Origin of the sequence: Candidatus Thiosymbion oneisti (genome assembly GCF_004359955.1) — a bacterium.
Lineage (GTDB): Bacteria > Pseudomonadota > Gammaproteobacteria > Chromatiales > Chromatiaceae > Thiosymbion > Thiosymbion oneisti.
In genome coordinates this window covers 80254-103463 of record NZ_SMSC01000015.1, presented here as the reverse complement: position 1 = coordinate 103463, position 23210 = coordinate 80254, and the positions used below count along the sequence as shown (strand labels likewise).

Annotated in this window: 29 protein-coding genes and 2 pseudogenes; 8 read left to right on the top strand and 23 right to left on the bottom strand. The window is 57.3% G+C overall.

Features of this window, described 5'->3' with window-relative positions; translation table 11 throughout:
• Positions 1–2: 2 nt before the first annotated feature.
• Entirely contained in the window at positions 3–1739 is a 1737-nt protein-coding gene (gene cas4g/cas1g / locus E1958_RS10620; RefSeq protein WP_243725258.1) for a CRISPR-associated endonuclease Cas4g/Cas1g, read from the bottom strand.
• 106 nt (positions 1740–1845) lie between these two features.
• Here cas4g/cas1g and E1958_RS10615 point away from each other — a divergent pair, with 106 nt between their 5' ends.
• The 6 genes from E1958_RS10615 to E1958_RS10590 all read left to right on the top strand — a co-directional run bounded on the left by E1958_RS10615 (position 1846) and on the right by E1958_RS10590 (position 9136).
• Positions 1846–2154: a ribbon-helix-helix domain-containing protein gene (locus E1958_RS10615; protein WP_243448375.1), complete on the top strand. Its 309-nt coding sequence runs from the start codon at positions 1846–1848 to the stop codon at positions 2152–2154.
• Entirely contained in the window at positions 2154–2495 is a 342-nt protein-coding gene (locus E1958_RS10610) for a type II toxin-antitoxin system PemK/MazF family toxin (RefSeq protein ID WP_176722309.1), read from the top strand. Before E1958_RS10615 ends, E1958_RS10610 begins: the two co-directional genes overlap by 1 nt.
• 1481 nt (positions 2496–3976) lie before the next feature.
• A complete protein-coding gene (locus E1958_RS10605; RefSeq protein WP_207787690.1) occupies positions 3977–4987 on the top strand; it encodes an IS110 family RNA-guided transposase in 1011 nt (336 codons plus the stop codon).
• A 407-nt stretch (positions 4988–5394) separates the two neighbouring features.
• Positions 5395–6063, top strand: a complete 669-nt coding sequence (locus E1958_RS10600; protein ID WP_133511847.1) for a hypothetical protein — start codon at positions 5395–5397, stop codon at positions 6061–6063.
• 102 nt (positions 6064–6165) lie between these two features.
• Positions 6166–7194, top strand: a complete 1029-nt coding sequence (locus E1958_RS21770; protein WP_341534743.1) for a radical SAM protein — start codon at positions 6166–6168, stop codon at positions 7192–7194.
• Between the two features lie 22 nt (positions 7195–7216).
• Positions 7217–9136 (top strand): alpha-amylase family glycosyl hydrolase, encoded by a 1920-nt coding sequence (locus E1958_RS10590; protein ID WP_133511845.1) that lies wholly within the window; start codon positions 7217–7219, stop codon positions 9134–9136.
• 90 nt (positions 9137–9226) lie between these two features.
• On the opposite strand, the pseudogene E1958_RS10585 reads toward E1958_RS10590, so the two are convergent.
• Both E1958_RS10585 and E1958_RS22005 read right to left on the bottom strand, forming a co-directional pair.
• Positions 9227–9403 (bottom strand): annotated as a pseudogene (locus E1958_RS10585) (nitrogen fixation protein NifQ); the annotation flags it as partial.
• A 416-nt stretch (positions 9404–9819) separates the two neighbouring features.
• Positions 9820–10014 (bottom strand): annotated as a pseudogene (locus E1958_RS22005) (helix-turn-helix domain-containing protein); the annotation flags it as partial.
• 73 nt (positions 10015–10087) lie between these two features.
• Here E1958_RS22005 and E1958_RS10570 point away from each other — a divergent pair.
• Positions 10088–10231, top strand: a complete 144-nt coding sequence (locus tag E1958_RS10570; protein WP_208108591.1) for an AAA family ATPase — start codon at positions 10088–10090, stop codon at positions 10229–10231.
• A gap of 78 nt (positions 10232–10309) precedes the next feature.
• On the opposite strand, the gene E1958_RS10560 is transcribed toward E1958_RS10570, so the two are convergent.
• Both E1958_RS10560 and E1958_RS10555 read right to left on the bottom strand, forming a co-directional pair.
• Positions 10310–11056: an HIRAN domain-containing protein gene (locus E1958_RS10560; RefSeq protein WP_133511844.1), complete on the bottom strand. Its 747-nt coding sequence runs from the start codon at positions 11054–11056 to the stop codon at positions 10310–10312.
• A 39-nt stretch (positions 11057–11095) separates the two neighbouring features.
• The gene (locus E1958_RS10555; RefSeq protein ID WP_133511843.1) at positions 11096–11980 is read right to left on the bottom strand and encodes a HipA domain-containing protein; all 885 of its coding nucleotides are present in this window, start codon (positions 11978–11980) and stop codon (positions 11096–11098) included.
• A 576-nt stretch (positions 11981–12556) separates the two neighbouring features.
• Here E1958_RS10555 and E1958_RS10550 point away from each other — a divergent pair.
• Positions 12557–13126 carry a Uma2 family endonuclease gene (locus tag E1958_RS10550; RefSeq protein ID WP_133511842.1) on the top strand — a complete coding sequence of 190 codons (570 nt, stop codon included), beginning with the start codon at positions 12557–12559 and terminating at the stop codon, positions 13124–13126.
• A 41-nt stretch (positions 13127–13167) separates the two neighbouring features.
• Here the strand turns inward: E1958_RS10550 and E1958_RS10545 are convergent, their stop codons facing one another.
• The 18 genes from E1958_RS10545 to E1958_RS10460 all read right to left on the bottom strand — a co-directional run bounded on the left by E1958_RS10545 (position 13168) and on the right by E1958_RS10460 (position 22997).
• Complete coding sequence (locus tag E1958_RS10545) at positions 13168–13914, bottom strand: SAM hydrolase/SAM-dependent halogenase family protein (RefSeq protein WP_133511841.1); 747 nt, start codon at positions 13912–13914, stop codon at positions 13168–13170.
• 87 nt (positions 13915–14001) lie between these two features.
• The gene (gene rplQ / locus E1958_RS10540; RefSeq protein WP_089729707.1) at positions 14002–14391 is read right to left on the bottom strand and encodes a 50S ribosomal protein L17; all 390 of its coding nucleotides are present in this window, start codon (positions 14389–14391) and stop codon (positions 14002–14004) included.
• A 15-nt stretch (positions 14392–14406) separates the two neighbouring features.
• Complete coding sequence (locus E1958_RS10535; protein ID WP_089729705.1) at positions 14407–15420, bottom strand: DNA-directed RNA polymerase subunit alpha; 1014 nt, start codon at positions 15418–15420, stop codon at positions 14407–14409.
• Positions 15421–15441: 21 nt separating this feature from the next.
• A complete protein-coding gene (rpsD, locus tag E1958_RS10530; RefSeq protein WP_089729703.1) occupies positions 15442–16062 on the bottom strand; it encodes a 30S ribosomal protein S4 in 621 nt (206 codons plus the stop codon).
• Between the two features lie 22 nt (positions 16063–16084).
• Positions 16085–16471 (bottom strand): 30S ribosomal protein S11, encoded by a 387-nt coding sequence (gene rpsK / locus E1958_RS10525; protein ID WP_089729701.1) that lies wholly within the window; start codon positions 16469–16471, stop codon positions 16085–16087.
• 238 nt (positions 16472–16709) lie between these two features.
• Positions 16710–17198, bottom strand: a complete 489-nt coding sequence (locus tag E1958_RS10520) for a T6SS effector amidase Tae4 family protein (RefSeq protein ID WP_133511840.1) — start codon at positions 17196–17198, stop codon at positions 16710–16712.
• Entirely contained in the window at positions 17195–17569 is a 375-nt protein-coding gene (locus E1958_RS10515; protein ID WP_133511839.1) for a Rap1a/Tai family immunity protein, read from the bottom strand. The genes E1958_RS10520 and E1958_RS10515 overlap by 4 nt, the downstream gene beginning before the upstream one ends.
• 23 nt (positions 17570–17592) lie before the next feature.
• A complete protein-coding gene (locus tag E1958_RS10510; protein ID WP_133511838.1) occupies positions 17593–17763 on the bottom strand; it encodes a type II toxin-antitoxin system HicB family antitoxin in 171 nt (56 codons plus the stop codon).
• A 70-nt stretch (positions 17764–17833) separates the two neighbouring features.
• A complete protein-coding gene (gene rpsM, locus E1958_RS10505) occupies positions 17834–18190 on the bottom strand; it encodes a 30S ribosomal protein S13 (protein WP_089729696.1) in 357 nt (118 codons plus the stop codon).
• Between the two features lie 240 nt (positions 18191–18430).
• On the bottom strand, positions 18431–18544 hold the full coding sequence (rpmJ, locus tag E1958_RS10500) for a 50S ribosomal protein L36 (RefSeq protein ID WP_089729694.1): 114 nt from the start codon (positions 18542–18544) through the stop codon (positions 18431–18433).
• 43 nt (positions 18545–18587) lie between these two features.
• The gene (gene secY / locus E1958_RS10495; protein WP_424945077.1) at positions 18588–19919 is read right to left on the bottom strand and encodes a preprotein translocase subunit SecY; all 1332 of its coding nucleotides are present in this window, start codon (positions 19917–19919) and stop codon (positions 18588–18590) included.
• A 218-nt stretch (positions 19920–20137) separates the two neighbouring features.
• Entirely contained in the window at positions 20138–20578 is a 441-nt protein-coding gene (gene rplO, locus E1958_RS10490) for a 50S ribosomal protein L15 (protein WP_133511837.1), read from the bottom strand.
• Complete coding sequence (gene rpmD / locus E1958_RS10485) at positions 20565–20771, bottom strand: 50S ribosomal protein L30 (RefSeq protein WP_133511836.1); 207 nt, start codon at positions 20769–20771, stop codon at positions 20565–20567. Before rpmD ends, rplO begins: the two co-directional genes overlap by 14 nt.
• Before the next feature lie 3 nt (positions 20772–20774).
• Positions 20775–21281 carry a 30S ribosomal protein S5 gene (gene rpsE, locus E1958_RS10480; protein ID WP_133511835.1) on the bottom strand — a complete coding sequence of 169 codons (507 nt, stop codon included), beginning with the start codon at positions 21279–21281 and terminating at the stop codon, positions 20775–20777.
• A 10-nt stretch (positions 21282–21291) separates the two neighbouring features.
• Positions 21292–21648: a 50S ribosomal protein L18 gene (gene rplR / locus E1958_RS10475; RefSeq protein ID WP_133511834.1), complete on the bottom strand. Its 357-nt coding sequence runs from the start codon at positions 21646–21648 to the stop codon at positions 21292–21294.
• Positions 21649–21658: 10 nt separating this feature from the next.
• Positions 21659–22192, bottom strand: coding sequence for a 50S ribosomal protein L6 (gene rplF / locus E1958_RS10470; protein ID WP_089729682.1), 534 nt, complete (start codon positions 22190–22192; stop codon positions 21659–21661).
• A gap of 18 nt (positions 22193–22210) precedes the next feature.
• Positions 22211–22606, bottom strand: a complete 396-nt coding sequence (rpsH, locus tag E1958_RS10465; RefSeq protein WP_133511833.1) for a 30S ribosomal protein S8 — start codon at positions 22604–22606, stop codon at positions 22211–22213.
• 220 nt (positions 22607–22826) lie between these two features.
• Positions 22827–22997, bottom strand: coding sequence for an integrase (locus tag E1958_RS10460; RefSeq protein WP_133511832.1), 171 nt, complete (start codon positions 22995–22997; stop codon positions 22827–22829).
• Positions 22998–23210: the final 213 nt, after the last annotated feature.

The following is a 23210-nucleotide window of genomic DNA, read 5'->3' as shown; positions in this document are numbered from 1 at the left end:
AGTTACCTCGGTGTGAAGTTGGGGTAGGCGTCGAGCTCGCCGTGCAGGAAACGTCCGAACAGACGGGCCTGGAGCTCCAGCAGCCGCCGATAGCTGACCCGATACTGGAACAGCGGATGGGTCACTTCATGGCTCATACGCCGCTCGAAGGTACCGATGAACCGCTTGCGGCCGTCGTTGGTGAGATTGACGCTGCCGGCGGCCTGCACGAAGTCGGTGGGCCGAACCTCACCATTGTTGATGGCCTGGAGCACGACCGAATCGGCGATCAGGGGTCGGAACGGCTCCATCAGGTCGAGGGCCAACGCGGGCCGTCCGTATCTGGGCTGGTGGTAGAAGCCGCGGTAGGGGTCGAAGCCGACGGCCGACAGGGTGACGACCCAGGTGCGCACCAGCAGGGTGTAGGCATAGGAGAGCATGGCGTTGACCGGGTCCGTCGGGGGACGGCGGTTGCGGGTCCTGAAGTCGAATCCGAACGCCTCGTTGCGATACTGGTCTCGGATCAGGTAGCGGAAGGAGCCGAAGTAGCGGGAGGCGGCGGAGCCTTCGATCCCGAGCAGGCCCTGGAGGTCTTTGACTCGCTGCAACCGACGGATATCGCCCCGGAGGTCTTCGAGCAGGGCATCCGGGGCGTCGGGTCCCTTCCAGTTGCGGCGCAACAGGGTGCGGGCGTTGCGGATCTTGGCCTCCACCAGGCCCTTGGCGAGGCGCAGGCATAGGGCCGGGTCGAAGCTCGCCGTGTACTGCGCGGTGCGCAACTCCACGTTCTTGTGCCCGGTGCCGATGGTATGCCCCATGAGCCAACCGCCGAAGCTGTGCCAGCTTATGGGGATGTTGCGTCTCATCAGTTCGTGCAGGGCGGGCGTGGTAATGTAGACATTGCCGAAGACGGCGACCTGGGAGACATCGATGAGCCGCACGCTCTGAACCTTGTCGTCGCCGATATAGATATCCAGGCGCTCACCGCGCTTGCTGATCTTGGCATGGTGGGTCTGGACATAGACCGGCAGGGCGGTGCCCCGATCAACCGTGAGGGGACGTGGTGTCAGCTCGGAGCCGCGGAAAAAGTTGACCTCGTCCGGCAGACAGATACCCACCAGGGAACAGCGGGGACACTTGGGGCTGTCCGCCAACGGCGGTGGAATCTGTCCGCCGGCGGCAATCAGGCGCAGGCCGTCGATGGCGTTGTGGGTGGTGCGGCGCAGTTCCTCGTCGAACAGGACGGGCACCCGCTCGCGACTGGCGGCGTAATAGAGCACCCCCTGTTCGCAGCGATAGCCGTGCTCGCTCAGGATCATGCCCTGGACGCAGAGCTGGACACGTTCCGGCTCGTAGGCGCCGCGCGGTACGTGCGGGCGCTTGCCGCGCTTGTAATCGACCGGGGTCACGTGATCGCCCGCGCCCTCGACGAGATCCATCTTGGCGATGAGCCCAAGCCGGTTGGACGACAGGGTGATGGAACGGGCGTGGATAGGTTCCGGCTCCTCTGCCTCCCGCGGTGCGGGCAGCTTGCCTCCGGGCTTGTCCACTCGCCGGTGGATGTAACGCCCCTCCACCGTATCGCGGGAGTCTTCCCATTCCCCTTGTACCCACTCCAGATAGGCCAGGCGCGGGCAATATTGGTACTCATTGACCATGCGTGCCGGCAGCAGCGGCAGGTCCCGGTTGAGCTCCGGGAAAGGCAGGGGGAGCTCGGTCTGCTCCGGGGGGTGGTCTTGGGAGGGGAGATCTTGGTGCACGTCGTCCATCTTGTGCCGGCTTCCGTAAATCGAATCCTATTCGTCTTCCATTGTGTGCTACATTATGTACCACAATTCGTGTCGTGAGGTCTAGGCTATGGGTGCGATGAGTTTGCGATTGACCGAAGGGTTGGAACAACGCCTGGCGGAGGAGGCCAAGATCGAGCGCAAGCCGCGGTCCGAGTTGGTGCGCGAGGCCTTGCGTGAGTTCCTACACCGGCGCGAGCAGGAAAGGTTCATGGCAGCCATGGTCGCCGAAGCGAAGCAGGCATATGGCGATCCCGAAATCCGACGTGAAGCGACAGCAATCGCTGAAGAATGCTTACCCTTCGACAATGAGTCGTTGGACATTACAGAGGGGCGTCGTCCCGGCGAACCCGGACCGGAAGCATCCGGTGAAAAGTGGTGGAGGTGATGCGCCGGGGAGAAGTTTGGACGGCGAATCTCAATCCTCCGCGCGGACAGGAGATCGGCAAGATCCGGCCAGTCGTCATCATGCAGACCGATAGGCTGGGTGGAGCGCTCACGCCGCTGGTTATCGTGCTGCCGTTGACCACCAAGATTTACCCGACCTTCAAAATCTGGCGGGTGCAGGTGCCGGCCCGGGATCGACTGCTCAAGCCCTGTCAGGTGGTAACGGACCAACCCCGGGCCTTGGACCGTGCCCGCATTGGAGATGGACCTTTGACTACCCTTACGCCGGTTGAAATGGCCGCGGTGGAAAAGAGCCTGAAGGCAATATTGGGAATCTCGTGAGGCGACCAGCTTGCGTTTGCCGGTATGTAATCGGGTAGTGGTAAATTTTTAAATGGTTAGCGTAGAAGGGTTCATTATGCCCCGTTGCTTGGTTTGATCCCCTCTCCCCGGCCCTCTCCCGGAGGGAGAGGGGGTGCTGTGTGTGGCGTGCCCAACCCACTGCGAGTGGCGATGTTTCCATTTAAACCTTAACCACTACTTGTAATCGTTCGACCCCTACCTCGTCATTCCGGTAAGGGTTGCCGGAATCCAGTGCCACGGATGGCAAAAACAGTGGGGGTTTGAACAATTACACGACTTCAGGTGAATAATAAATGGCTTAGAGGCTGTCTAAAACGTGAATCCGTGAGATAACATTCGGCTGGTCAGATCCCGACGCTCCAGCGTCGATTAAGCGCCTCAGTAAACGCCTATCAGCACAGAGGAGCTGAGTCCGCTGGAGCGGATAAGACGGCGTTCCCACGCTGGAGCGTGGGAACGAGCGCGAAGCCGGTAGGATGTGGTGAGCGCCTGCCTACCGCCCCAGGGACGGGGCAGGTAGGCAGCGAACCGCATCTTTGGACGGCGGCGTGCCCAACAAATCATTTAAATATTAACCACTACCGGCGTTTGTAAGATACGCGTCGTGCCGCTCGGCGACAGCTTGCATGCCGGAGGAAAACCTGCCCGCGGCTTCAATCGCACGTCGGCGGCGCTCTGAAGGGCTCGTTTCCGGCCAGCTCGCGATCTAGGCGTCCACGGCGCGGTGAACCAGCTCGAACACTGACGCGTGCCCACGGGCCACTCGCCCACGCAGCACTTCAAGCAATCCTGAATTATTCGGCGCTGTTTGGGGGACCGGAGGTGTTGCGTTACGCCGCGTTCGAGGCCGTGCCACCCCTAAGCGTCTCCCCGCGCGGCTAACGCAATCTACACCCCATGCAAGGTCCGCGCGTCCGGGCAGCACGGCGGAACCATGGGTGTAGGTTGCGTTGAGACGCCGGCACAGAGGCTTCGGTGATCAACGGGCCTGTAGGCGTCGAAACGCAACACGTCCGGTCCTTCCGGGCGCGCAAAACCATTCGGAATGGGGCTACTCCCCAACGAACGCTGCGCTCGGGATGATAGAGCTGTCAGGTGCCCGCCGTGATGGCGGGCACAGCCCACCCGACGCCCGGCATACATTCCGTGCCAAAATCGTATCCACACGCAGAGCCGTCAGGCGAAGTGCGTAGCGCGTAGGTTGGGGTTCGTCCCTCACCCCAACCTTGTATGTTCTGTTTCCAAGGGAGAACCAAGGATCAGCTATAAAGGGACTTGATGGAGAGTACCTGGGAAGCCATCCCAACCTGAGGCCGCGAGCCTGGACATAGATTGGCTCCCCGCCCGCTTCGCCAATACCGGAGCGTATCCGAGGCCGTGAGCGAAGCTCTTGAGCCTGCATAGATAAGGTCGGTAGGCGAGGGGCCAGGGTCGGGGAACCAGGTCGCTCTCCTAACCGGTTGTTACTGAGTGGAGAAACAAACAGGAAGGTCGCCGGAATCGATGTCAGCTACCAAATCGTTACCTTGGTCATCAGCCGTGATGGCCAGATGGGAAAAGCCCGCGAATTCAAGAACACCCCCCAGGGGCACGCGGCCCTGATCAACTGCTTGCGTAAGGCTCAGGTCAGTCGCGTCTGTCTGGAGGCGACAGGCCTCTACCACCTCGATCTGGCCCTGGAGGACGCCGGATTCGCGGTCATGGTGATCAACCCCAAGGCCGCCAAACGCTTCGCCGAAGCCATGCAGTCGCGCACCAAAACCGATGCCGTCGATGCCGCGGTCCTGGCCGAGTTTGCCCACCGCATGCCCTTCCAGCCTTGGCAGCGCCCCGACGCACTGGCCCTGGCGATCCGGGCCTGCGCGCGCCGCATTGCGGCGCTTAACAAGCTCCAGACCCAGACCAAGAACCAACTTCATGCGGCCCAGCAAACGGCCATGACGCCCGATTTCCTGATCGCCGCTCTCCAATGCAGCATCGAACACTTCGACGCCCAGATCGAGCACCTGCGCCGACAGGTGTTAGACCTCATCGCCGCCAATGAGAAACTTCAGGAGAGCCTCGAATTGCTCATCAGCGTCACCGGTATCGCCGCCGCCAGTGCCATCCAACTCCTGGGCGAATTGCTGGTCTTGCCCGAGGACATGAGTGCCAAGCAAGGGGTTGCCATGACTGGCCTCGATCCCCGCGCACAGCAGTCCGGCACCAGCGTCAACAAAAAGCCCCGCTGGTCCAAAGCCGGAAACCGCTACTTGCGCATCGCCCTTTATATGCCCACGCTCAGCGCCTCGCGTCACGATCCCAAGGTCAGGGCTTACTACCACCACCTCATCGACACCCGCGGCCTCAAGAAGATCCAGGCCGTCTGTGCCGTCATGCGTAAGCTCCTGCTCGCTATCCCGGCCATGCTCAAAAATCGCAGGCCTTTCGATAGCAGCCGTTTCTACTCGCCGGCCGAAACGACTGCCTGATTAGTCCAATTTATGCACCGGAGGTGAATTTTTTGGGAAGTGGGTATACGGTTAGCTCCTCCTGACACAAAATATTGTGGTTACTATTGGTGAGACCACAAGATATTGGGGGTGGAGGAGCTAACCGTATACCAACCTTTTGGGATAAGGAGGCACATTGGACTTGCAGTGGAACAGAGTATCTACGCGGGCTGAGCTTAATATAGAGGATAGTCGAGGGCTATTGTGTGGTATAATTTTGGAATCGGCTGTAACTTGTGTCTACACCCGTATCCAGGCGGTTATCTCAACTTTTCGTAAACGCGGACAGAATGTCTCTGTCAGCTTGCGTTAAGTGTTTCTTCTCTTGCTGTTGCTTAGTTGGTAGGGGAAGTGGGTAATCACGATAATTATTGATGAGGTGAACAATGAAAAAATTCTTTCCTGTGACACAGTTCCCTGTCTCCAATGTTTCTCCCGCCAAGGAGGCTTTGGCCAAGGAATACGACCAAGGCAACAAAGGTTATCTCACAGCAGATGAACTTGCCGAACTCTATGTAAGGAAAGTTCCTGAAGCCGATGGTTTTGTTCCAGAGGATTTAGGAGATGTCCTTGAATTTTTAGGGGTTCAGCAAAAGATCCGCCAGGACTATGTGGACAGTTGGGAAGCCATGGTCAGCTACCAGATATACACCAACGACTGGCGTGGTGACTTCAACATTACAGGCATAGGTGCCGGCCACGTAAAGACCGGACGTCGCATGATCCCAAACGATAAAGAACTTTTCCTTTTCGATTTCGTTCTGGATCGCATTGACAAGGATTATTTGCTGGATAACCTGAATGATGCCAGGTTGGTGGTAGGCCCCAAAGATTTCCCGGCGTTTCCAGGTAATATCGAGCCTGAGAAGCGATTTCTGGCCATGACCTTTTCACCGCAAACAACTGTGCGAATTCAGCCCCCCCGCTTCTCCAGTCATTATTGGAATAACCTACCCGAACCAGCTCGTTGCTGGTGTGGATATAGACGATCTGCGAAAGTTGGCCAAGGGAACCGGAGGCATCAGTTTCTACGCCGCCCTTACCCTGGGAAATGAGTCCCAGTGGATTAATCGGGATGGGAAGAGTTGTCTAAATTTCGAGGTACCAGACGCTGACCTAGGGACGCCGGGAAGTCCATAAGTCTTCCCTAATCCGCCGTGAATGGGCATGAAGAGGCGTTTCGGGAGGGGTCACTTTTTTGCTTGGCCCCTCCGCTTCGCTTTTATCTGAATCTGACCGAACGCTGTCAGTTGCGCTGCCGGCACTGCATCAATGATGCCCCGCGAAGAACCGCATCCCAAGAGGCACGGGATCTATCTGGTGTGGTACTGCAGAAGCTTGGGCCGCATTTGCTTAACGCGTCCTATATTTCTCTCTCTCACGCTGGTGAGCCGACCTTCTCCCGAGCGTTTTGGCCTTTGCTGCGAATTATCGCCAAGATACCCGAGGACCAACGTCCTGTAGTGCATCTAATGAGCAACGGTAAAGTTGTGGATGCGCAATTTTTCCGACGTGCTGTTCAGCATGGGGTGCGGTCCTGGATGTTCAGTGTAGATGGACTGACCCCGGAGTCTCACGACTGGCTGCGAAGGGGTTCAAGCATTCACGAACTGGGAGAAAAGATTCGCGAATTGTGCTCGTTAAGACGCCAGGAGGGGCTGAAGACGCGAATCGGCATTAGCTGGACGGTTACGCACAAGAACCTCCATGAGCTCTCAGTCCTTCCTGATCGAGCCCACGAATGGGGGCTAGACTACATAAAGCTAGAGGAGGTATGCCCTGTGAATCCCTGCGCAGCAGAGCTGGGTGATCTCCCAGGTGCGATATTCTACCCAGCGCTGAAGGCCTTTGCAGACCGCTCAAAGCAACTGGGACTCCGCTTCGTCGACCATACAGCTACCATGCAGGTTTTCAAGTGTCGTATGGCCTTTGACTCCAAAATGGTAGAGTTCAGCAATGCAGATGACTACGCCAATTCTATAGCAATCAATCCCTGCCAGGCTCCTTATGACACTATCTATGTGGAGCCGGATGGAACCGTGAAGCCGCGCAGCTTTCACCACCGGGGAGCAGGCAATCTCCTGGAACTGAACCTTCTGGATCTCTGGAACGGAGCTGAGTTCCAGGGCTGGCGGAGAATTGTTCGCAACCGGCGAATCTGCCAAGGCCAAGTGACGTGCCTCTAGCAACGAAGGTGGGGGAAAGCAAATGCAAGTCGATTTCCGCTGGTCCGGAAGCCCAGGAAAAAAGGTGGAAGTGGTGGGCGAGTTTCCCACCTGGAAGGTACTTCACCGGATGCATGAGACAGAGCCTGGACACTATAGCCTTTCACTTGAACTGAGCTCAGGTATCTATTCTTACAAGATTCGAGTCGATGAGAGCCAGTGGTTGAGTGACCCCGAGAACCCATGGACTGACCACGTTCTGGACTTCGGCAATAGCACCCGTGTGGTCGGCGGTAGCGAACCGCCGCTTTTCTTTGCTCCCTGCCGCCGGTGTTGGGTGATGGATTCTGATAGAGTGCTCACGGTAAACGTTGAGACAGAAACCGGTGCCAGACAGCCAGATCAGATCAGGTTACTCACAGAAGGGGGATCCATTTGCGGACATTTAAAGTGCCGTGTGCACATTCGACGGGCCAATCGCGTTTTCCTCCAGTTTCAAGACACAGTGCCTCAGGATGCAACGAAGGCTTCCTTTGGGGGGTATTCCGAGTTCTCACTACCGAAACCAGAGGAACCACCTGGGCCGGAGTGGATGAAAGGAGCACTCATCTACTCGATCTTTTTAGATCGGTGGTTTCGGGGATCAAGCTCGCCTCCAGATGCGCGAGCCCAACTAAGAGACATCCTCTCAACACGGAATGTGATCTATGGCGGTAACCTTGATGGCGTCAGGGAGTCTTTGGGATATCTGTGCGATCTGGGAGTGAATGCCATTGCTTTGACGCCAATCTATCTGTCCAATTCGCCTCATCGATACGATGCCCACGACTTTACTCGAGTAGATCCCCGCTTAGGCGTAGAGAAAGACTTAGACCGACTCATAGAGGCATGCCATTGCCGAGGAGTTAAGCTGATTCTGGATGCCGCTTTCACGCACTGTCATTGGTCACATCCGGCCTTCCGGGATTTGCTCTCCTATCAGGAATCCTCCAAGTACCGGTCCTGGTTCAGAGTCAACCGATTCCCGGTTTCCCTGGACGACCCGGAGTCCTATGCCCATTACCCTCGAAATCGTGGCCTGCCGTTACTTGATTTGAGCTGCGACACGCTCAGGGAACATATCATCGCCGTGGCCGAACAGTGGATCCGGCGAGGCGTTGACGGGTTGAGATTGGACGCTGCTGAGGAAGCCCCGGACGAGCTGTGGCGAACGCTTCGTCACCGCGTTCGCAAATTGAACCCACAGGTGGCGCTGATTGCCGAGTGCGTGACAGACCAGATTATTCGCTATCTAGGTAACGGTGGCGCAGATGCCGCTACAGACTTTACAACCCATGAGCTTATCATCCGTGCTTTTGCACTGAGGCAGCTTACGGCCAAAGAATTTACAGAACTTGCGCGCATCACCGAGTTTCGTCAAGGTCCGAGGCTGGAAAGCTACCGACTGCAGTTTCTGGACAATCACGACACGAATAGGTTCGTGACGCAAGCCTATTTCTACGTGCGGCTTCGCCTAGCACTGACCTACTTGCTGCTCCGTCCAGAGCCAGTGTGGTTCTATTACGGAACTGAGCAGGCCATCACGAGCAGGGTTGCAAGATCTGAAAAGGAAAACGCCTGGCCGGACCGAATGCCTATGCCACCTCTGTCTGGTCAAACAGAGACGGCGGTTCTGGTCCGTTGGCTGCTAAGGTTGCGACAATGTTTTACCTCCGCCGAATTGGGCGATACTTGCATGCTCGACGCGGGGGAACAATTGGTAGCATATGAACGCACCAATACAAAGGGATGCCTGACAGTGGCAGTAAATATCTCCAATCACCCTGCTCCACTGATGGCTCTTATGGTGGACAGCGACACAGTATTGCTAACTGTCCACGCAGATGAACCCCTGGACGGCATGCTTCCTGCAAACTCAGCAGTTGTGCTCTGGTGCAGCAGGCTTAATTCTATGCGCGCGTAATCATTCAGATCCCCTGCCCAGAATCAGCGATATAGTGAGAGATGTATGTTTCCAGCATGGGTGACAGGTATAGCCGGAAACAACCGCGGTTCAAGCCTCAGGTCCGAAACAGGTGCAATAGTCGCTGCAGACCCTGCAGGAAGGTGCGCGGCAGCTGTAGATACCTTCCGTTTCGCATAGCTGCTTATAGAGAAAGCGCTTCCATTTCATGTTCTTGACGTTGCGCGCCGCCAGGGCCGGGAAATTCCGGCGCATCCGACACCTCAGTGTTCCCCACCCGTCACGACAGTCCTTTAGGTCGGTACAATCACGCGAGTGCCGTCTGTGAGCCGGCCAGCACGCTGCGCGAACCTGCGGTCGTCGAAGGTATACAACGCCGTACAATGGGCGCTGCCTTTCAGGTGTAAGGCGTCCGCGAAGTCTATTCCTTGAGTCATGAGGGGAAACGCCACGGCGATGCGTTCGGCCTCTTCGGTGTTAACGTGTTGAAGCCCGAGCAGGTGTTCACGCGGACGACTTGTGCTGCGTCAAAGCCGTAGAAGGCCCGCAGGACCCATTCCAGCTCCAGTACCACGGTGATGGGAACGAACAGGCTCGGACTCTCGGTAATAATGCGGCGGGCGATGGGACTCTGCCTGGCGGCTTTCGGGTCTCCCGGGTCGTCCACATAGAAGCGGGAGAGTGATGCGATAGGCGATCTGCCGCGGGGTCATGCCGAGTAGCCTGGCGGCCTTGGCCTGGACCCAGCCAGCCGCTTCCAAGGCGGCGATAACCCGCTCGCGTTCGTCGAGATTCGGGTCGTCCGGAGCGACCGGTGAGGAGGACACCGCAGGCAGCGCCTGGTCAGGATCCGCCGCACCCACATCGAGTCCGGCTATTTTATCTCTGCGCCTTTGCGGTTCAAACTGTCCCGAGGTCTTCTTAAATGTCAACAGGATCCGGGACTGAACCGTGCAAATCGAAAGCATCGAAATCAAGAACTACCGGCTCTTCCGCCATACAGCGGTGAGGGACCTGCCACCTATGACTGTGGTCGTGGGGGCCAACGGATCGGGCAAGTCGACGCTGTTCGACGTGTTTACCTTCTCGAACTGAGCATTCCCCGCAAACTGCGGGCATGGCAGGAGCCGGGGGTGCGGTTCGTGGTCATCCGCTTGCACAGATACCCTCTAATCAGATCGATCCCGACGTTTCGGCCGCCAGCGGCTCAAATGTTTCCTGCCGGCAGGCGCCGAAGCCGGCGGGCCAGGGAGCGGTCAAGCGGCAACGCAGCCGAAACTGTAAGGGCGCATCCGGATTCACCGCGACTATGGTTACCTGAACCTGGTCTTTGCCTATCAGATCCAGGAGCTTGGTAAAGTCCGCGGAATAGAATCTAGGACAATACCCTACGCCCAAGATGGGATCACCCGTCCGCATCAGCATTGCATCATCATCGAACGGGTTTTGGATATCCCGCATCAAATAGAGCCATTCTCCGGGGTCAAGGGTCTCGATCCGCTCTCGACTTGTCGGGGGCATATATCGAATACCATGGCTGAAATACTCGACCGCATAGTGATTGTCCGGGGTCGGCTCGGGAGAGGGGAAAATCTGCAACGAATCCGTTGCCCGTATACCACCGCTGCGCGCTAATTGATCCAGGGCGTCATCCGATCCTTCCAATCCGAGCCAACACAGAAAGTCCCTATATTCCGGGCGTGACTTGGGTAGTAGCCGATTGGCGAACAACGGAAAGAGTTCTTTAGCGACATAGACGTCATGGAGGTTAGTCATGCGGCCGAACGGCACGAAGCGTTCGGCTGCCTCCGCGCCTCTCGTGTAGACAAAATGGTAATCGCCGTCTTCACGGGATAGTCGCCCGACAGGCCACCAGCGACGGGTTTCCGGGTCTTGCCAGGCCACAAAGAGCACGTTCATCGTTATCTCCTCCTCGATACGGCTTCCAGTAATCGACGCTTATTGGCCTCCAACATCCGTAAGGCAAAATCTCTTGCCGGTGTCGTGATCAGGTGTGAGGGCACCTGCACAAAGATGGACTCGAAGTCCGACATGCTCAGGCCGGACAGCACTTTGAGCCAGTAGCAGGCAACCGCCGGACGCATCTTTGCAGCCGCCGTGAAGGCATCCAGGGTGGTCATGGTCCGACGTGCCGTGGGGGTCTCGAAAAACCCGGAGCGCCCGCGTGGCATAGGCTTCAACCGAACCGCCGCGATCCTGAGTCATCAGTCGTTTGAGTCGATTCTCGTCGGTCTCATTCCACCCGAGACTCGACGCATGGTCGAAGGTCGGGGCTAACATGACGTGCGAAGGAGATCCACCGCAGCTGATGAAACCCCAATTCTCATCGTGTCGGTCCGAGTTGCCGATCAGGGCATCGAGCACCAGATACCCGACCATCAGATCATCGGCCCGTCCAATGGACGAGGGCGCAGCATATCCAACCGGAAGCTCAACCGGAAATCCAAACGGCGAGTTCGCGCCGAGGGCTAAGAAGACGCGCACCGTGTGTTGCCGGGCTTGGTAAAGCCTTTGATCCTTGTACGCTGGCTTCAGCCTGGACAGGATAGCGTTCGCCGTTACATATTCACAGCCTGCAGGCAGAAAAGACTTGGTGACGACGCCCTCGCGTCCTTGCGAGGTGGCGAACTCATAATGGGCATGAGGAATCTCGAGCAGGGCACAAATCTCGCAGGCAACCTTCTCCGCCCAGTTTTCGCCGGTTCCCGGGCGCCCCTCCTTGAAGAGCAGGGTATCCCCCGCATACCAGAATTTGCGTTTCGTCCCCTGCTGTTCGACCTTCTCCCCGGCGTCATCGGGTATTTGGATAATCGGATAGATCAATGGTCTTTCCGTTCAAGGCAGCAGGTATAATTTTCAGTCGCCACTTTTACGCCATCTTGTCCGCTCCCGCGGACGCAGCTCCTCTGTACTGATAGGCGTTGGCGGTTAGCCTACCGAGGCGCTTAATCGACGCTGGAGCGTCGGGATCTGCTCCCACGCTGGAGCGTGGGGAGCCAGCCGAAAATCAATGTGTTAGTTTTTTAGTTTTTAGACAGCCTCTCAGTCACCAGTTTTTATCGTCACCAATGTATCTTTTACTAGATCCAGGTTAGGAAGCGGGAGAAGCCATCTCATCGACCACGTGAGCTGTCCCATGGCCTTATGAGGGTGTCGCAAAAGCCCCTCTCCCGCCGGGAGAGGGGTTGGGGAGAGGGGGTTAAAAGGCGAGAGGGGGTCAAAGGGCGAAGATCGGTGCCTTTTGCGACACCCTCCTTATTGGACCGACCGGATTACTTTTTCTATACTCAACCAGGTCTTTTGTTGCGTAACACCAGAGCGCCAAGACTTGCTCCCACAAACGAAAAAACAACCCGTTGCTTGGTGTTCTGAACCAACCCAATTACTAGGTCCCTCACCATGCTCAACTCGGCCGCTCAGCTCCCGCAACGTCACCTGATCTCTGTCCGGGAGTACTTCCGCATGGGAGAGACTGGGGTCTTGGATCCCGAGGCACGCTGCGAGCTGATAGAAGGCGAGCTGTTCGATATGCCCCCCATCGGTCCCTCACATTCCAGTAAGGTCATACGCCTCAACCGGCTCTTCTCCCGGATAATCGGCGATCAGGCCATCGTCTCAGTACAAAATCCCACGGTGCTCGGTGATCTCTCAGCCCCCCAACCGGATCTGGCGCTGCTGCGCTGGCAAGAGGATTTCTATGAGCAGGCCCATCCGAGACCGGAGGATATCCTAGTGCTGGTCGAGGTGGCGGACAGCACCCTGGCCCACGACCGTGACCGCAAGCTCCCTCTCTACGCCCGCTTCGCGATCCCGGAGGTCTGGCTCGTCGATGTGGTAGGCAAAGCACTGATTGTGCATCGGGACCCGGAGAACGGGTCGTACCGAACGAGGTTTCAGGTGCAGGACCTATCACATGTCACCATCGCCGCGCTGCCCGACAGCGAGTTGGATCTGCGGTCGCTGTTCTGAACCCTCGCAATTGCCCGCGCTCAGATCAATGTCAACCGCCCCTAATGCCGTGAAAGCTCGATCCGATCTCCGAGGTCGAGTCCGAGGGTACGGCGTGCATCCCCTTGATTGACTGCCAGCTCCACGAGACCAAAGGCGTCCTCGTACCAAAACGCCTGCCCGGGAGGTACGGCGCAGAAGGTGCGTGCATAGGTGATGTCCCGTCCGCCGACCCTCAGTCGCGCGTCCCGGTCCAGGTCAGCGGCTTGAATCCCGGTGATCAGGTTGCCGTATCTGTCTGCATAGACCACTTTGGCGAGCGCATTCGGCCAATCGTTTCCGATCAATAGACCCCCGTCGAGCTCGGTGTAGCGCGGGAGCTTGCCGTCGCACAAGCTGGCTGCAATGGGCGCGAACAGGTCTCGACCGTGGAAGCTCGCCGAGAGAACCTCGGGACGCCAATCCACCCGCAGAACCCGCACCTGGTCCGCGCGTCGGGCAACCAAGGCCAGAAGGCCGTTGTCCGGGCCGACGTACCAGTCCCCATCGGCCTCGATGGCAAGCGCCGAACGCTCACCACCGACGCCGGGATCGACCACACAGAGATAGAGGGTACGGGCTGGCATGTCCCGTACCAGAGCAGGCAGGAGATAGGCGGCCAGGTCGGCACGGAAGGGTGCAAGATCGGAAATCAGGTCGATGACCGGGACCTGTGGGAGCAATCCTGAGAGGCGCAGCTTCATCTGGCCCACGTAAGGACTGCCCACACCGAAATCCGTTACCAGTGCAATCCGATCGATCGGTTGCATGTGATAGACAAAATCGACCAGGAAGGCGCCTATAACTTTCTTTTCGACTAATCTGTGAAAATCTGCGTAATCTGCGGATCTAAAAACTCAATCCTCGTCGCTCTCGCCGGACTCCGAGCGCGGACGGTCCACCAGCTCCACATAGGCCATGGGGGCCGCGTCTCCGGCGCGAAAGCCACATTTCAAGATGCGCAGGTATCCGCCGGGGCGGGCCTGGTAACGCGGGCCCAGCTCGACGAAAAGCTTGCCGACCGCCTCTTTATCACGCAGACGCGCAAAAGCCAGACGCCGCTTGTGCACGGAATCGGTCTTGGCCAAGGTAATCAGAGGCTCGGCCACTCGCCGCAGTTCCTTCGCCTTGGCTAGCGTGGTCTTGATGAGCTCATGGCGAAACAGTGAGTTGGCCATGTTTCTGAACATGGCATTGCGGTGCGAGCTGGTACGATTGAGATGCCTTCCGGCCTTGCGATGACGCATGGGTTCTTCCCGAATCTATTTGACGACGAACTCCTCGACATTCTCCGGCGGCCAGTTCTCCAGTCGCATGCCGAGGGACAGGCCACGCGTGGCGAGCACATCCTTGATCTCGGTAAGGGATTTTTTGCCGAGATTCGGGGTCTTGAGCAGCTCGACCTCGGTGCGCTGAATCAGGTCCCCGATCAGATAGATGTTCTCCGCCTTGAGGCAGTTCGCCGAGCGCACGGTGAGCTCCAGATCGTCCACCGGCCGCAGCAAAATCGGGTCGATCGACGGTTGCCGGGACTTGTCCTTGGTGCCCTCGTCGACGGGTCGGGTACCTTCCAGGACAATGAAGCTGGAAAGCTGGTCCTGAAGAATGGCCGCCGCCTTCTGGATCGCCCCCTTCGGATCGATGGTACCATTGGTCTCCAGGTCGATCACCAGGCGGTCCATGTCAGTCCGTTGCTCGACGCGGGCGGACTGGACGTCGATGGCGACCCGGCGCACCGGACTGAAGGAAGCATCCAGAGGCAGCTTGCCGATAGGGCGCTCGTTTCCCGCCTCGACCTCCCGCTGGGTAGCCGGCTCGTAGCCGCGACCGCGACGCACGGTCAAGGTCATGCTGAGCTCATTCGCGCCGGTAAGGTTGGCGATGACCAGCTCCGGATTGGCAATCTCTGCGCTGTGATCGAGGGTGATGTCACCGGCGGTTACCGGGCCCGGCCCGGGTTTGGAGAGCGTGAAGGTCGCCTCGTCCTTGCCCGCGAGGGAAATGGCAACCTCCTTGAGGTTGAGCAGGATCTCCAGTACGTCTTCCTGGACCCCTTCCAGCGTCGTGTACTCGTGGAGCACGTCCTGAATCTCCACCTCCGTAACCGCACAACCGGCGATCGAAGAGAGCAGGATACGGCGCAGCGCATTACCCAGGGTATGGCCGAAACCGCGTTCAAGCGGCTCTAACGAGATGCGCGCGTGACTGCGCCTCCCATCGACCTGCTCGACCTTTACGATACGCGGTTTGAGAAAGTCGCCAACAGCATCAGCCATGCAAGGACCCCCTGCGTTTCCTTACTTGGAGTACAACTCCACGATAAGTGATTCGTTGATCTCCGACGGGAGATCCTCGCGGTCCGGGAGCCGTTTGAAGACCCCCTTCAGCGCGTTGGTGTCAACCTCGATCCAATCCGCGAATCCATACTGCTCGGCCAAGGCAATTGCATTTTGGATACGAACCTGCTTCTTGGCCTGCTCTCGAACCTCGATCTGATCCGCTTCGCTGACTTGAAAGGACGGCACATTGATACGCTTCCCATTGACCAGGATGCCCTTGTGACTCACCAATTGCCGCGCCTCCGCCCGGGTGGATCCGAATCCCATCCGGTAGACGACATTGTCGAGGCGACGCTCGAGCAATCGCAACAGGTTCTCACCGGTGGCGCCCTTAGCGCCGGCCGCCTGCTTGTAGTAGTTGCGAAATTGCTTCTCCATCACGCCATAGATGCGGCGTACCTTCTGTTTCTCACGCAGCTGCAGGCCATAGTCGGAGATCCGGCGCCGTCTTTCGCTGGCCTGGCCCGGAACCTTTTCCAGATTGCACTTGCTATCCAGCGAACGGGCGCGGCTCTTCAACGCCAGGTCAGTGCCCTCGCGCCGTGCCAATTTACAGGTAGGACCGGTGTACCTTGCCATCTTCTTAAATCCTATCGAGATCCTATACGCGCCGCTTCTTCGGCGGCCGACAACCATTGTGAGGGATCGGGGTGACGTCCGTAATGCTCGCAATCTTGAAGCCGGCGTTATTGAGCGCCCGCACCGCCGACTCCCGACCGGGCCCAGGTCCCTTGACGTTGACGTCCAGATTCTTCAGCCCGAATTCTCTGACCGCTTGACCGACCCGATCCGCTGCCACCTGAGCCGCGAACGGAGTGCTCTTTCTGGAGCCGCGAAAGCCGGAGCCGCCGGCGGTCGCCCAACCCAGGGCATTCCCCTGCCGGTCGGTGATGGTGATGATGGTGTTGTTGAAGGAGGCGTGGATATGGGCAATCCCATCCGCCACTTGCTTTTTGACCTTCTTCTTGGTTCGGGTTGGTTTTGCCATTTTCAGGGTCCGCTTAAACTATTCGTCAGACATTTTTTGTGCGCTGAATTACCCAAAAAAGCACCTATGATTAGAAATATCAGCCACAGAATATAGACATTGATGGTATTGTTATCACTCTTCTTCATTGCCGTTACTTCGGCTTTCATGATCTCTCCCGGCGGCTCTAACTTTATCTTCTACCGTTGCAATATGGTAAATTGCTATGGCATCGAAGTACAGTGCTTTGTTAACTTTATTACTTCAGCGGCCAAAACCAAATTTCTTTCGAGTTAAAGTAACAATTGGAGTTACATACTGCTACTGAATTTGAGGCATCAATAAGATCAATATGGCCGCCACCATAGCCGGTAACTTTCCAAAAAAGAACCACTCCTTTCCGACCTGCCACATTTTTAATAAACTCAGAAGGTTTATATACTTCTGGCTTACCAAAGATATTAGGTTTCATAAGTTGATCCGCTAATAACTTTGCACCTAGCTCGATACGTCTTCCTTTATAGGGGCCACCTTTAATCTTCAAGCGACCAGTAAAATTTACACCGGATTTGATTAATGCGAGACTCATGCGGACTGCACATGTATTTTCATAAGCTGGATTTTGTTTTTTTAAATCAGCAAGATTATACCCAATCTCCTTATAAACATCCTCCCCGGACATATAGTTGGAACTGACTCGATCAGATGAATAGTGCTTACTCTTAAGGAGAGCATAATTTACTTTCATTCCCTCCCTCCACAGGGATAACGCCGACTCAGAATATCTTCGACAACGCCGGACGCACGTTCATTGAAACGGCTGCTATCCAGCTTTTTGAACTCCTCGAAAATACGTTCTCGTAATGTAACCGTTTTAAAGGTTCGATAGTCACACCAAGACTTCCCCTCCGTAGTATCCATTACGCCCAGCAAATAAAGTTCGGCATTCTTCCTCTCATTGGCATCTTTACTCATGTATGATCGAAAAAATTCTTGAGCTGTCAAATTAACGCTATCAACCGTCATATGATCTGAACTTATCAAACTCCGAGCATATGCCATTGCAGAGAAGAATATAACCAAGAGGGCGATGACCGAAGTATAAAACCTAATCTCCACGAAACCTTACCTTTTTGTTCGATTTAATCTGCACCCATTCGATCTTGTACTATCAACTCAACAGCTTGCCTGAGATTCTCTTTTGTTTTCTCAAAGGTTTCTCCTTGACCGTTGGCGCCGGGAAACTCCGAGCATATCGCCCAGAAACCTCCTTCCGGAGCCATCTCAATAATTGCTGTTACCTCAGCTTTCATGATCCTTTATCCCTTTATCGCCAATCAGTACTGCTTGATGGTGAAAACACCTATTTTTCAAGGTGCCCTTCTAACGCTTAATCGGACGCCGCGGACCTTTACGGGTACGGGCATTGGTGCGCGTGCGTTGGCCACGCAACGGCAGGCCGCGGCGGTGACGGATCCCCCGGTTGCAACCCAGATCCATCAGGCGCTTGATGTTCATGGAGACCTCACGGCGCAGGTCGCCTTCCACCGTATACTTGGTAACTTCCGCGCGTAGCTTGTCGATCTCACCCTCCGAGAGATCCTTGATCTTGGTATCGGTGGCGATACCGGCGGCATCGCAGATCTGCGCCGCACAGGTCCGGCCAACACCATAGATCGACGTCAAGGCGATCACGGTGTGCTTCTTGTCGGGAATGTTGACACCGGCAATACGGGCCATGCTCTTGCCTCCAACTCCGCTTACGTGCGGCCAGCGAAAACCGAGTATGTTACCAAAAGTATGTGGATAATCAATTAGGAAGCTGCCAGTCGCCGGCTTCCAGCTACCAGCCATCAGATCGCCGCTAATCCACAATCTCTCCGAAGCGACCGAACCGATTTTCCCATGCTCAATTTAACCGGGCTGTTCCACTGCCGGTAGCTGGCGACTGGTAGCTGGTAGCTGGTAGCTGGTAGCTGATCAGCCCTGGCGCTGCTTGTGGCGCGGATCCTTACAGATCACCCGCACCACGCCGTGGCGGCGGATGATCTTGCAGTTGCGGCATATCTTCTTCACCGAGGCCCTGACTTTCATTTCTTCACTCCAATCCCGAATGTGTGATGTTCTTACCGGGGCATCACCGGATCATGCCGGCACCGGGGGCCTTGAGATTGGCCTTTTTCATCAGGCCCTCGTACTGGTGCGACATCAAGTGCGCTTGGATCTGGGCCATGAAATCCATGACCACCACCACCACGATCAACAGCGAGGTGCCCCCGAAATAGAAGGGCACATTCCAACCCACGATCAGGAACTCCGGCAACAGGCACACGGCGGTAATGTAGATGGCACCGGCCGTCGTCAGTCGTGTCATCACGGTGTCGATGTACCGCGCCGTCTGCTCGCCGGGACGAATGCCCGGAATGAAGGCCCCGGACCGCTTCAGATTGTCCGCCGTCTCCTTGGCGTTGAACACTAATGCTGTGTAGAAGAAGCAAAAGAAGATGATGGCCAAGGCATAGAAGATGACGTACACCGGCTCGCCGGGGGAGAGTTTGCTGGTGATCTCGGCCAACCAGCGGAAGTCCTCGGATTGGCCGAACCACTGCCCTAGGGTACCGGGAAACAGGATGATGCTGGAGGCGAAGATGGGCGGGATCACGCCCGCCATGTTCAGCTTCAAGGGCAAGTGGGTGCTCTGAGCGGCCATCAGCCGGCGTCCCTGCTGGCGGCGCGCATAGTTGACCGTAATCCGGCGCTGACCGCGTTCGACGAAGACGACAAAGGCGGTCACCCCCAGGGCCAGCACAAAGAGGGCGAGCACCGCGAGCGCGTTCATCTCGCCGGTGCGTACCAGCTCCAGGGTACCGCCGATGGCTGCGGGCAGTCCGGCGACGATACCGGCGAAGATGATCAGCGAGATGCCGTTACCGATACCCCGCTCCGTGATCTGCTCGCCGAGCCACATCAGAAACATGGTTCCCGTGACCAGGGAGACGGTCGCCGTGAATACGAATCCGTAGCCGGAGGTTACGACGATTGCCGAGCCCCCTGCGGTCTGGCCCTGCAGGGCGACAGAGATGCCGATGGCCTGGAAGGTCGCCAAGGCCACCGTGCCGTAGCGCGTATATTGGGTGATCTTGCGCCGTCCCGACTCGCCTTCCTTCTTGAGCTGCTCCAGCTTCGGAATCACCGCCGTCATCAGCTGCATGATGATGGAGGCCGAGATATAGGGCATGATGCCCAGGGCGAACAAGCTGGCACGCTCCAGGGCACCGCCCGAGAACATGTTGAACATATCCAGGATCGAGCCTTGGTTCTGATCGAACAGATAGGCCAAGGCCTCCGGATTGACGCCGGGCACCGGAATGAAGGTGCCGATCCGATACACGAGCAGCGCGCCGAGCACGAACAGCAACCGTTGGCGCAGCTCCGTAAGCCGCCCCATACCGCTGAGTGCGCCGAGCATAGCTGAGCTGTTTCCAGCCATCAGAGGTATACCGCCTAAGCCTTTTGAAAGGGTTCGGAACTAGGGGCTGTTGACATAATCGTCGTGCCAACCGCTAATAGGACAAGATTAACAGGATTTCCAGGATTAACAGGATCTTATAACTGATTATTCAGAAAAATAATCCTGGAAATCCTGTTAATCCTGTACTATTAGGAGACAAGCCCAGAGGTTAGGGTTTACTCCTTTTCGACCGTGCCACCCACCGCCTCGATGGCGGCACGCGCACCCTTGGTGACCACCAGGCCACGTACCCGGAGGGCACGATCGAGAACTCCGGAGGCAATGATCTTGACGTGCCTGATCCTTCCCGAGATCAGATCCGCCTTCCGCAGGGCCGCAAGATCGACCACATCGCCATCGATACCGGCGAGTTCATGCAACCGGATTTCGTCTTTGAGCTGTGCCTTGCGCGAGCGAAAACCCACCTTGGGCAGGCGGCGCTGCAAAGGCATCTGGCCACCCTCGAACCCCGCCTTGAGGTAACCACCGCCGGAACGGGATTTTTGACCCTTGTGACCACGCCCACAGGTCTTGCCGTAGCCGCTACCGATACCGCGACCGACGCGCTTGGCGGTACGCTTGCTGCCCGGCGCGGGCCGGATGTCATTGAGGCGCATCGGGTGTTTCCTCCACCACCTTGACCATATAGGAGACCTTGTTCACCATGCCGCGGGTCGCCGGCGTGTCCTCGACCTCCACCACCTGGTGCATGCGCCGTAACCCGAGACCGCGCACGCACGCCTGATGTGTCGCCAGTCGACCGCCCAGGCCACGCACTAGGGTGACCTTCATTGTCTGCTTGTCCGTCATCGCCTACCCCAGAATCTCCTCGATCGTCTTGCCGCGTTTCGCGGCCACGTCCTCGGCATTCAACATGCCCCGAAGACCCTTGATGGTAGCCTGGACCACGTTGATCGGGTTATTGGTTCCGATACACTTCGCCAGTACATTCTGCACCCCAAGCACCTCGAACACCGCGCGCATGGCACCCCCCGCGATGATGCCGGTACCCTCGGAGGCGGGTTTCATGAAGACCCGCGCCGCGCCGTGACGGCCGACCAGGGAGTATTGCAGGGTCGTGCCATTGAGCTTGACCTCGACCAGGTTTTTGCGCGCACCCTCCATGGCCTTCTGGATGGCTACCGGGACCTCGCGCGCCTTGCCGGTGCCGTAGCCGACCTGGCCCTTGCCGTCGCCCACTACGGTCAGGGCCGAGAAGCCGAACTGACGACCGCCTTTGACCACCTTGGCGACCCGGTTCACCGCCACCAGCTTTTCGAGTAAGCCGTCACCTTCCGGCTTAGGATTGTAATTCGCCATCTTTAAGCCCCTAGAATTGTAACCCGTTTTCCCGCGCCGCTTCCGCCAGGGCCTTGACCCGGCCATGGTAGCGGAAGCCGGAGCGATCGAATGCCACCGTTTCGACACCTGCCGACTTGGCGCGCTCGGCAATGATCTTGCCGATAACCGCCGCGGCTCCTGCATTGCCCGCATGTCCTGTGCTCGACTGGCGGTACTGCTTCTCCAGGGTGGAGGCACTGGCAACCACCCGGCTAGCGTCCGGATCGATGATCTGGGCATAGATGTGACGGGGGGTGCGGAAGACACACAGACGATAAGCACCCAGCTCCCGGATTTTGGCGCGGGCCCGCGCCGCGCGGCGCATACGGGCTTGCTTCTTGTCCATCCCCTACCCTCTATTTCTTCTTCGCTTCTTTGCGCAGGACCTGCTCGTCCGCGTAGCGCACGCCCTTACCCTTGTAGGGCTCCGGCGGACGGAAGCCACGAATCTCGGCGGCCACCTGTCCTACCAACTGCTTGTCGGCACCACTCACGACGATCTCCGTGGGGGAAGGGGTCGTAATCTGCACCCCCTCGGGCACCGGATAATCGATCGGGTGCGAGAAGCCCAGGCTCAGGTTCAGGACCTTGCCCTTCGCCTGGGCACGGTAGCCGACACCGACCAGGGTCAACTTGCGATCAAAACCGCTCCCACAGCCGATGACCATGTTATTGACCAGGGCCCGGGTAGTCCCCGCCAGGACCCAGGACGCCTTGGCCTCGTCGATCGGCTTCACCTTCAGCTCGCCCTGGTCCTGGGTGACGCTGACCTTGGGGTGGACGCGCCAGGACAAATTGCCCTTGGCCCCCTTGACTTTGACGTCTTGTCCGGAAATCTCCACCGCGACCCCCTTGGGGACGGCAATGGGCGCTTTGGCTATACGTGACATCGCTCGCCTCCTTACCTTTTAGGCAACATAGGCGAGGATTTCGCCGCCGTGTCCGGCCGCCCGGGCCGCTCGGTCAGACATCAGGCCCTTGGACGTAGAGACGATGGCAACGCCCAATCCGCCCATGACCTGCGGCAATGCGTCCTTACCCCGGTAGATGCGAAGCCCCGGACGGGAGACCCGCCTGAGGAGCTCGATAGCCGGTTTACCACGGTAGTATTTGAGCCTGACGACCAGCTGCGGTTTCTTGGTCTCCGACTCGACGCTTACCTCATCGAGGTAGCCTTCCTCCTTGAGGAGATTGGCGATTGCCACCTTCTGCTTGGACGACGGCATGGCAATGGCGACCTTGCCGCGGGCCTGCCCGTTGCGGATGCGGGTCAGCATATCCGCGATGGGATCCGACATACTCATGTGCAATTCCTCGGGTCAAACCGCCATTAGGCGCGATACCCATTGTTTGAACTTTTAGCCGCAAATAAACGCAAATGGACGCTAGTTCTACTTTGTCACATTACAGAGTGACCCACCGAGATCTGTGGAAATAACGAAATCCTCAAATATCAACAAGTTAGGCTGAATGTGACAAAGTAGAATCACCGTTCATTTGCGGATAAAAATTCCTGTAGCTGCGTTATACAAAGAAGCCTTTAATTACCAGTGAAACAACACCGGCCAGGATCGCTCCGACCATCCACTTGAGGACTCGCAGGTCGCTGTCTATGCGATTAAAACTCGATTCGTAATCGGCAAGCGCTCTCGCCGCCGCTTTTGCTTTTTCGTCATCCGCACCGGCAGAACTCAACCACTATGCACTAAAGTGCATAGGTTGCCCCCTGGACTGAAAGTCCTAAATCATTCCAGGATAATGTTTCCTGTATTCATATTGGATGGGTGACGGTGCTGCTCCAAGTATTCTTGAACCATTTCGTCTGTTACATTCCCTGTTGTCTAAGCACCCTATCCTATCGCCCAAAAATATTTTCCCCAATATCGTTTTTTAGCTCGGGGAATTCGC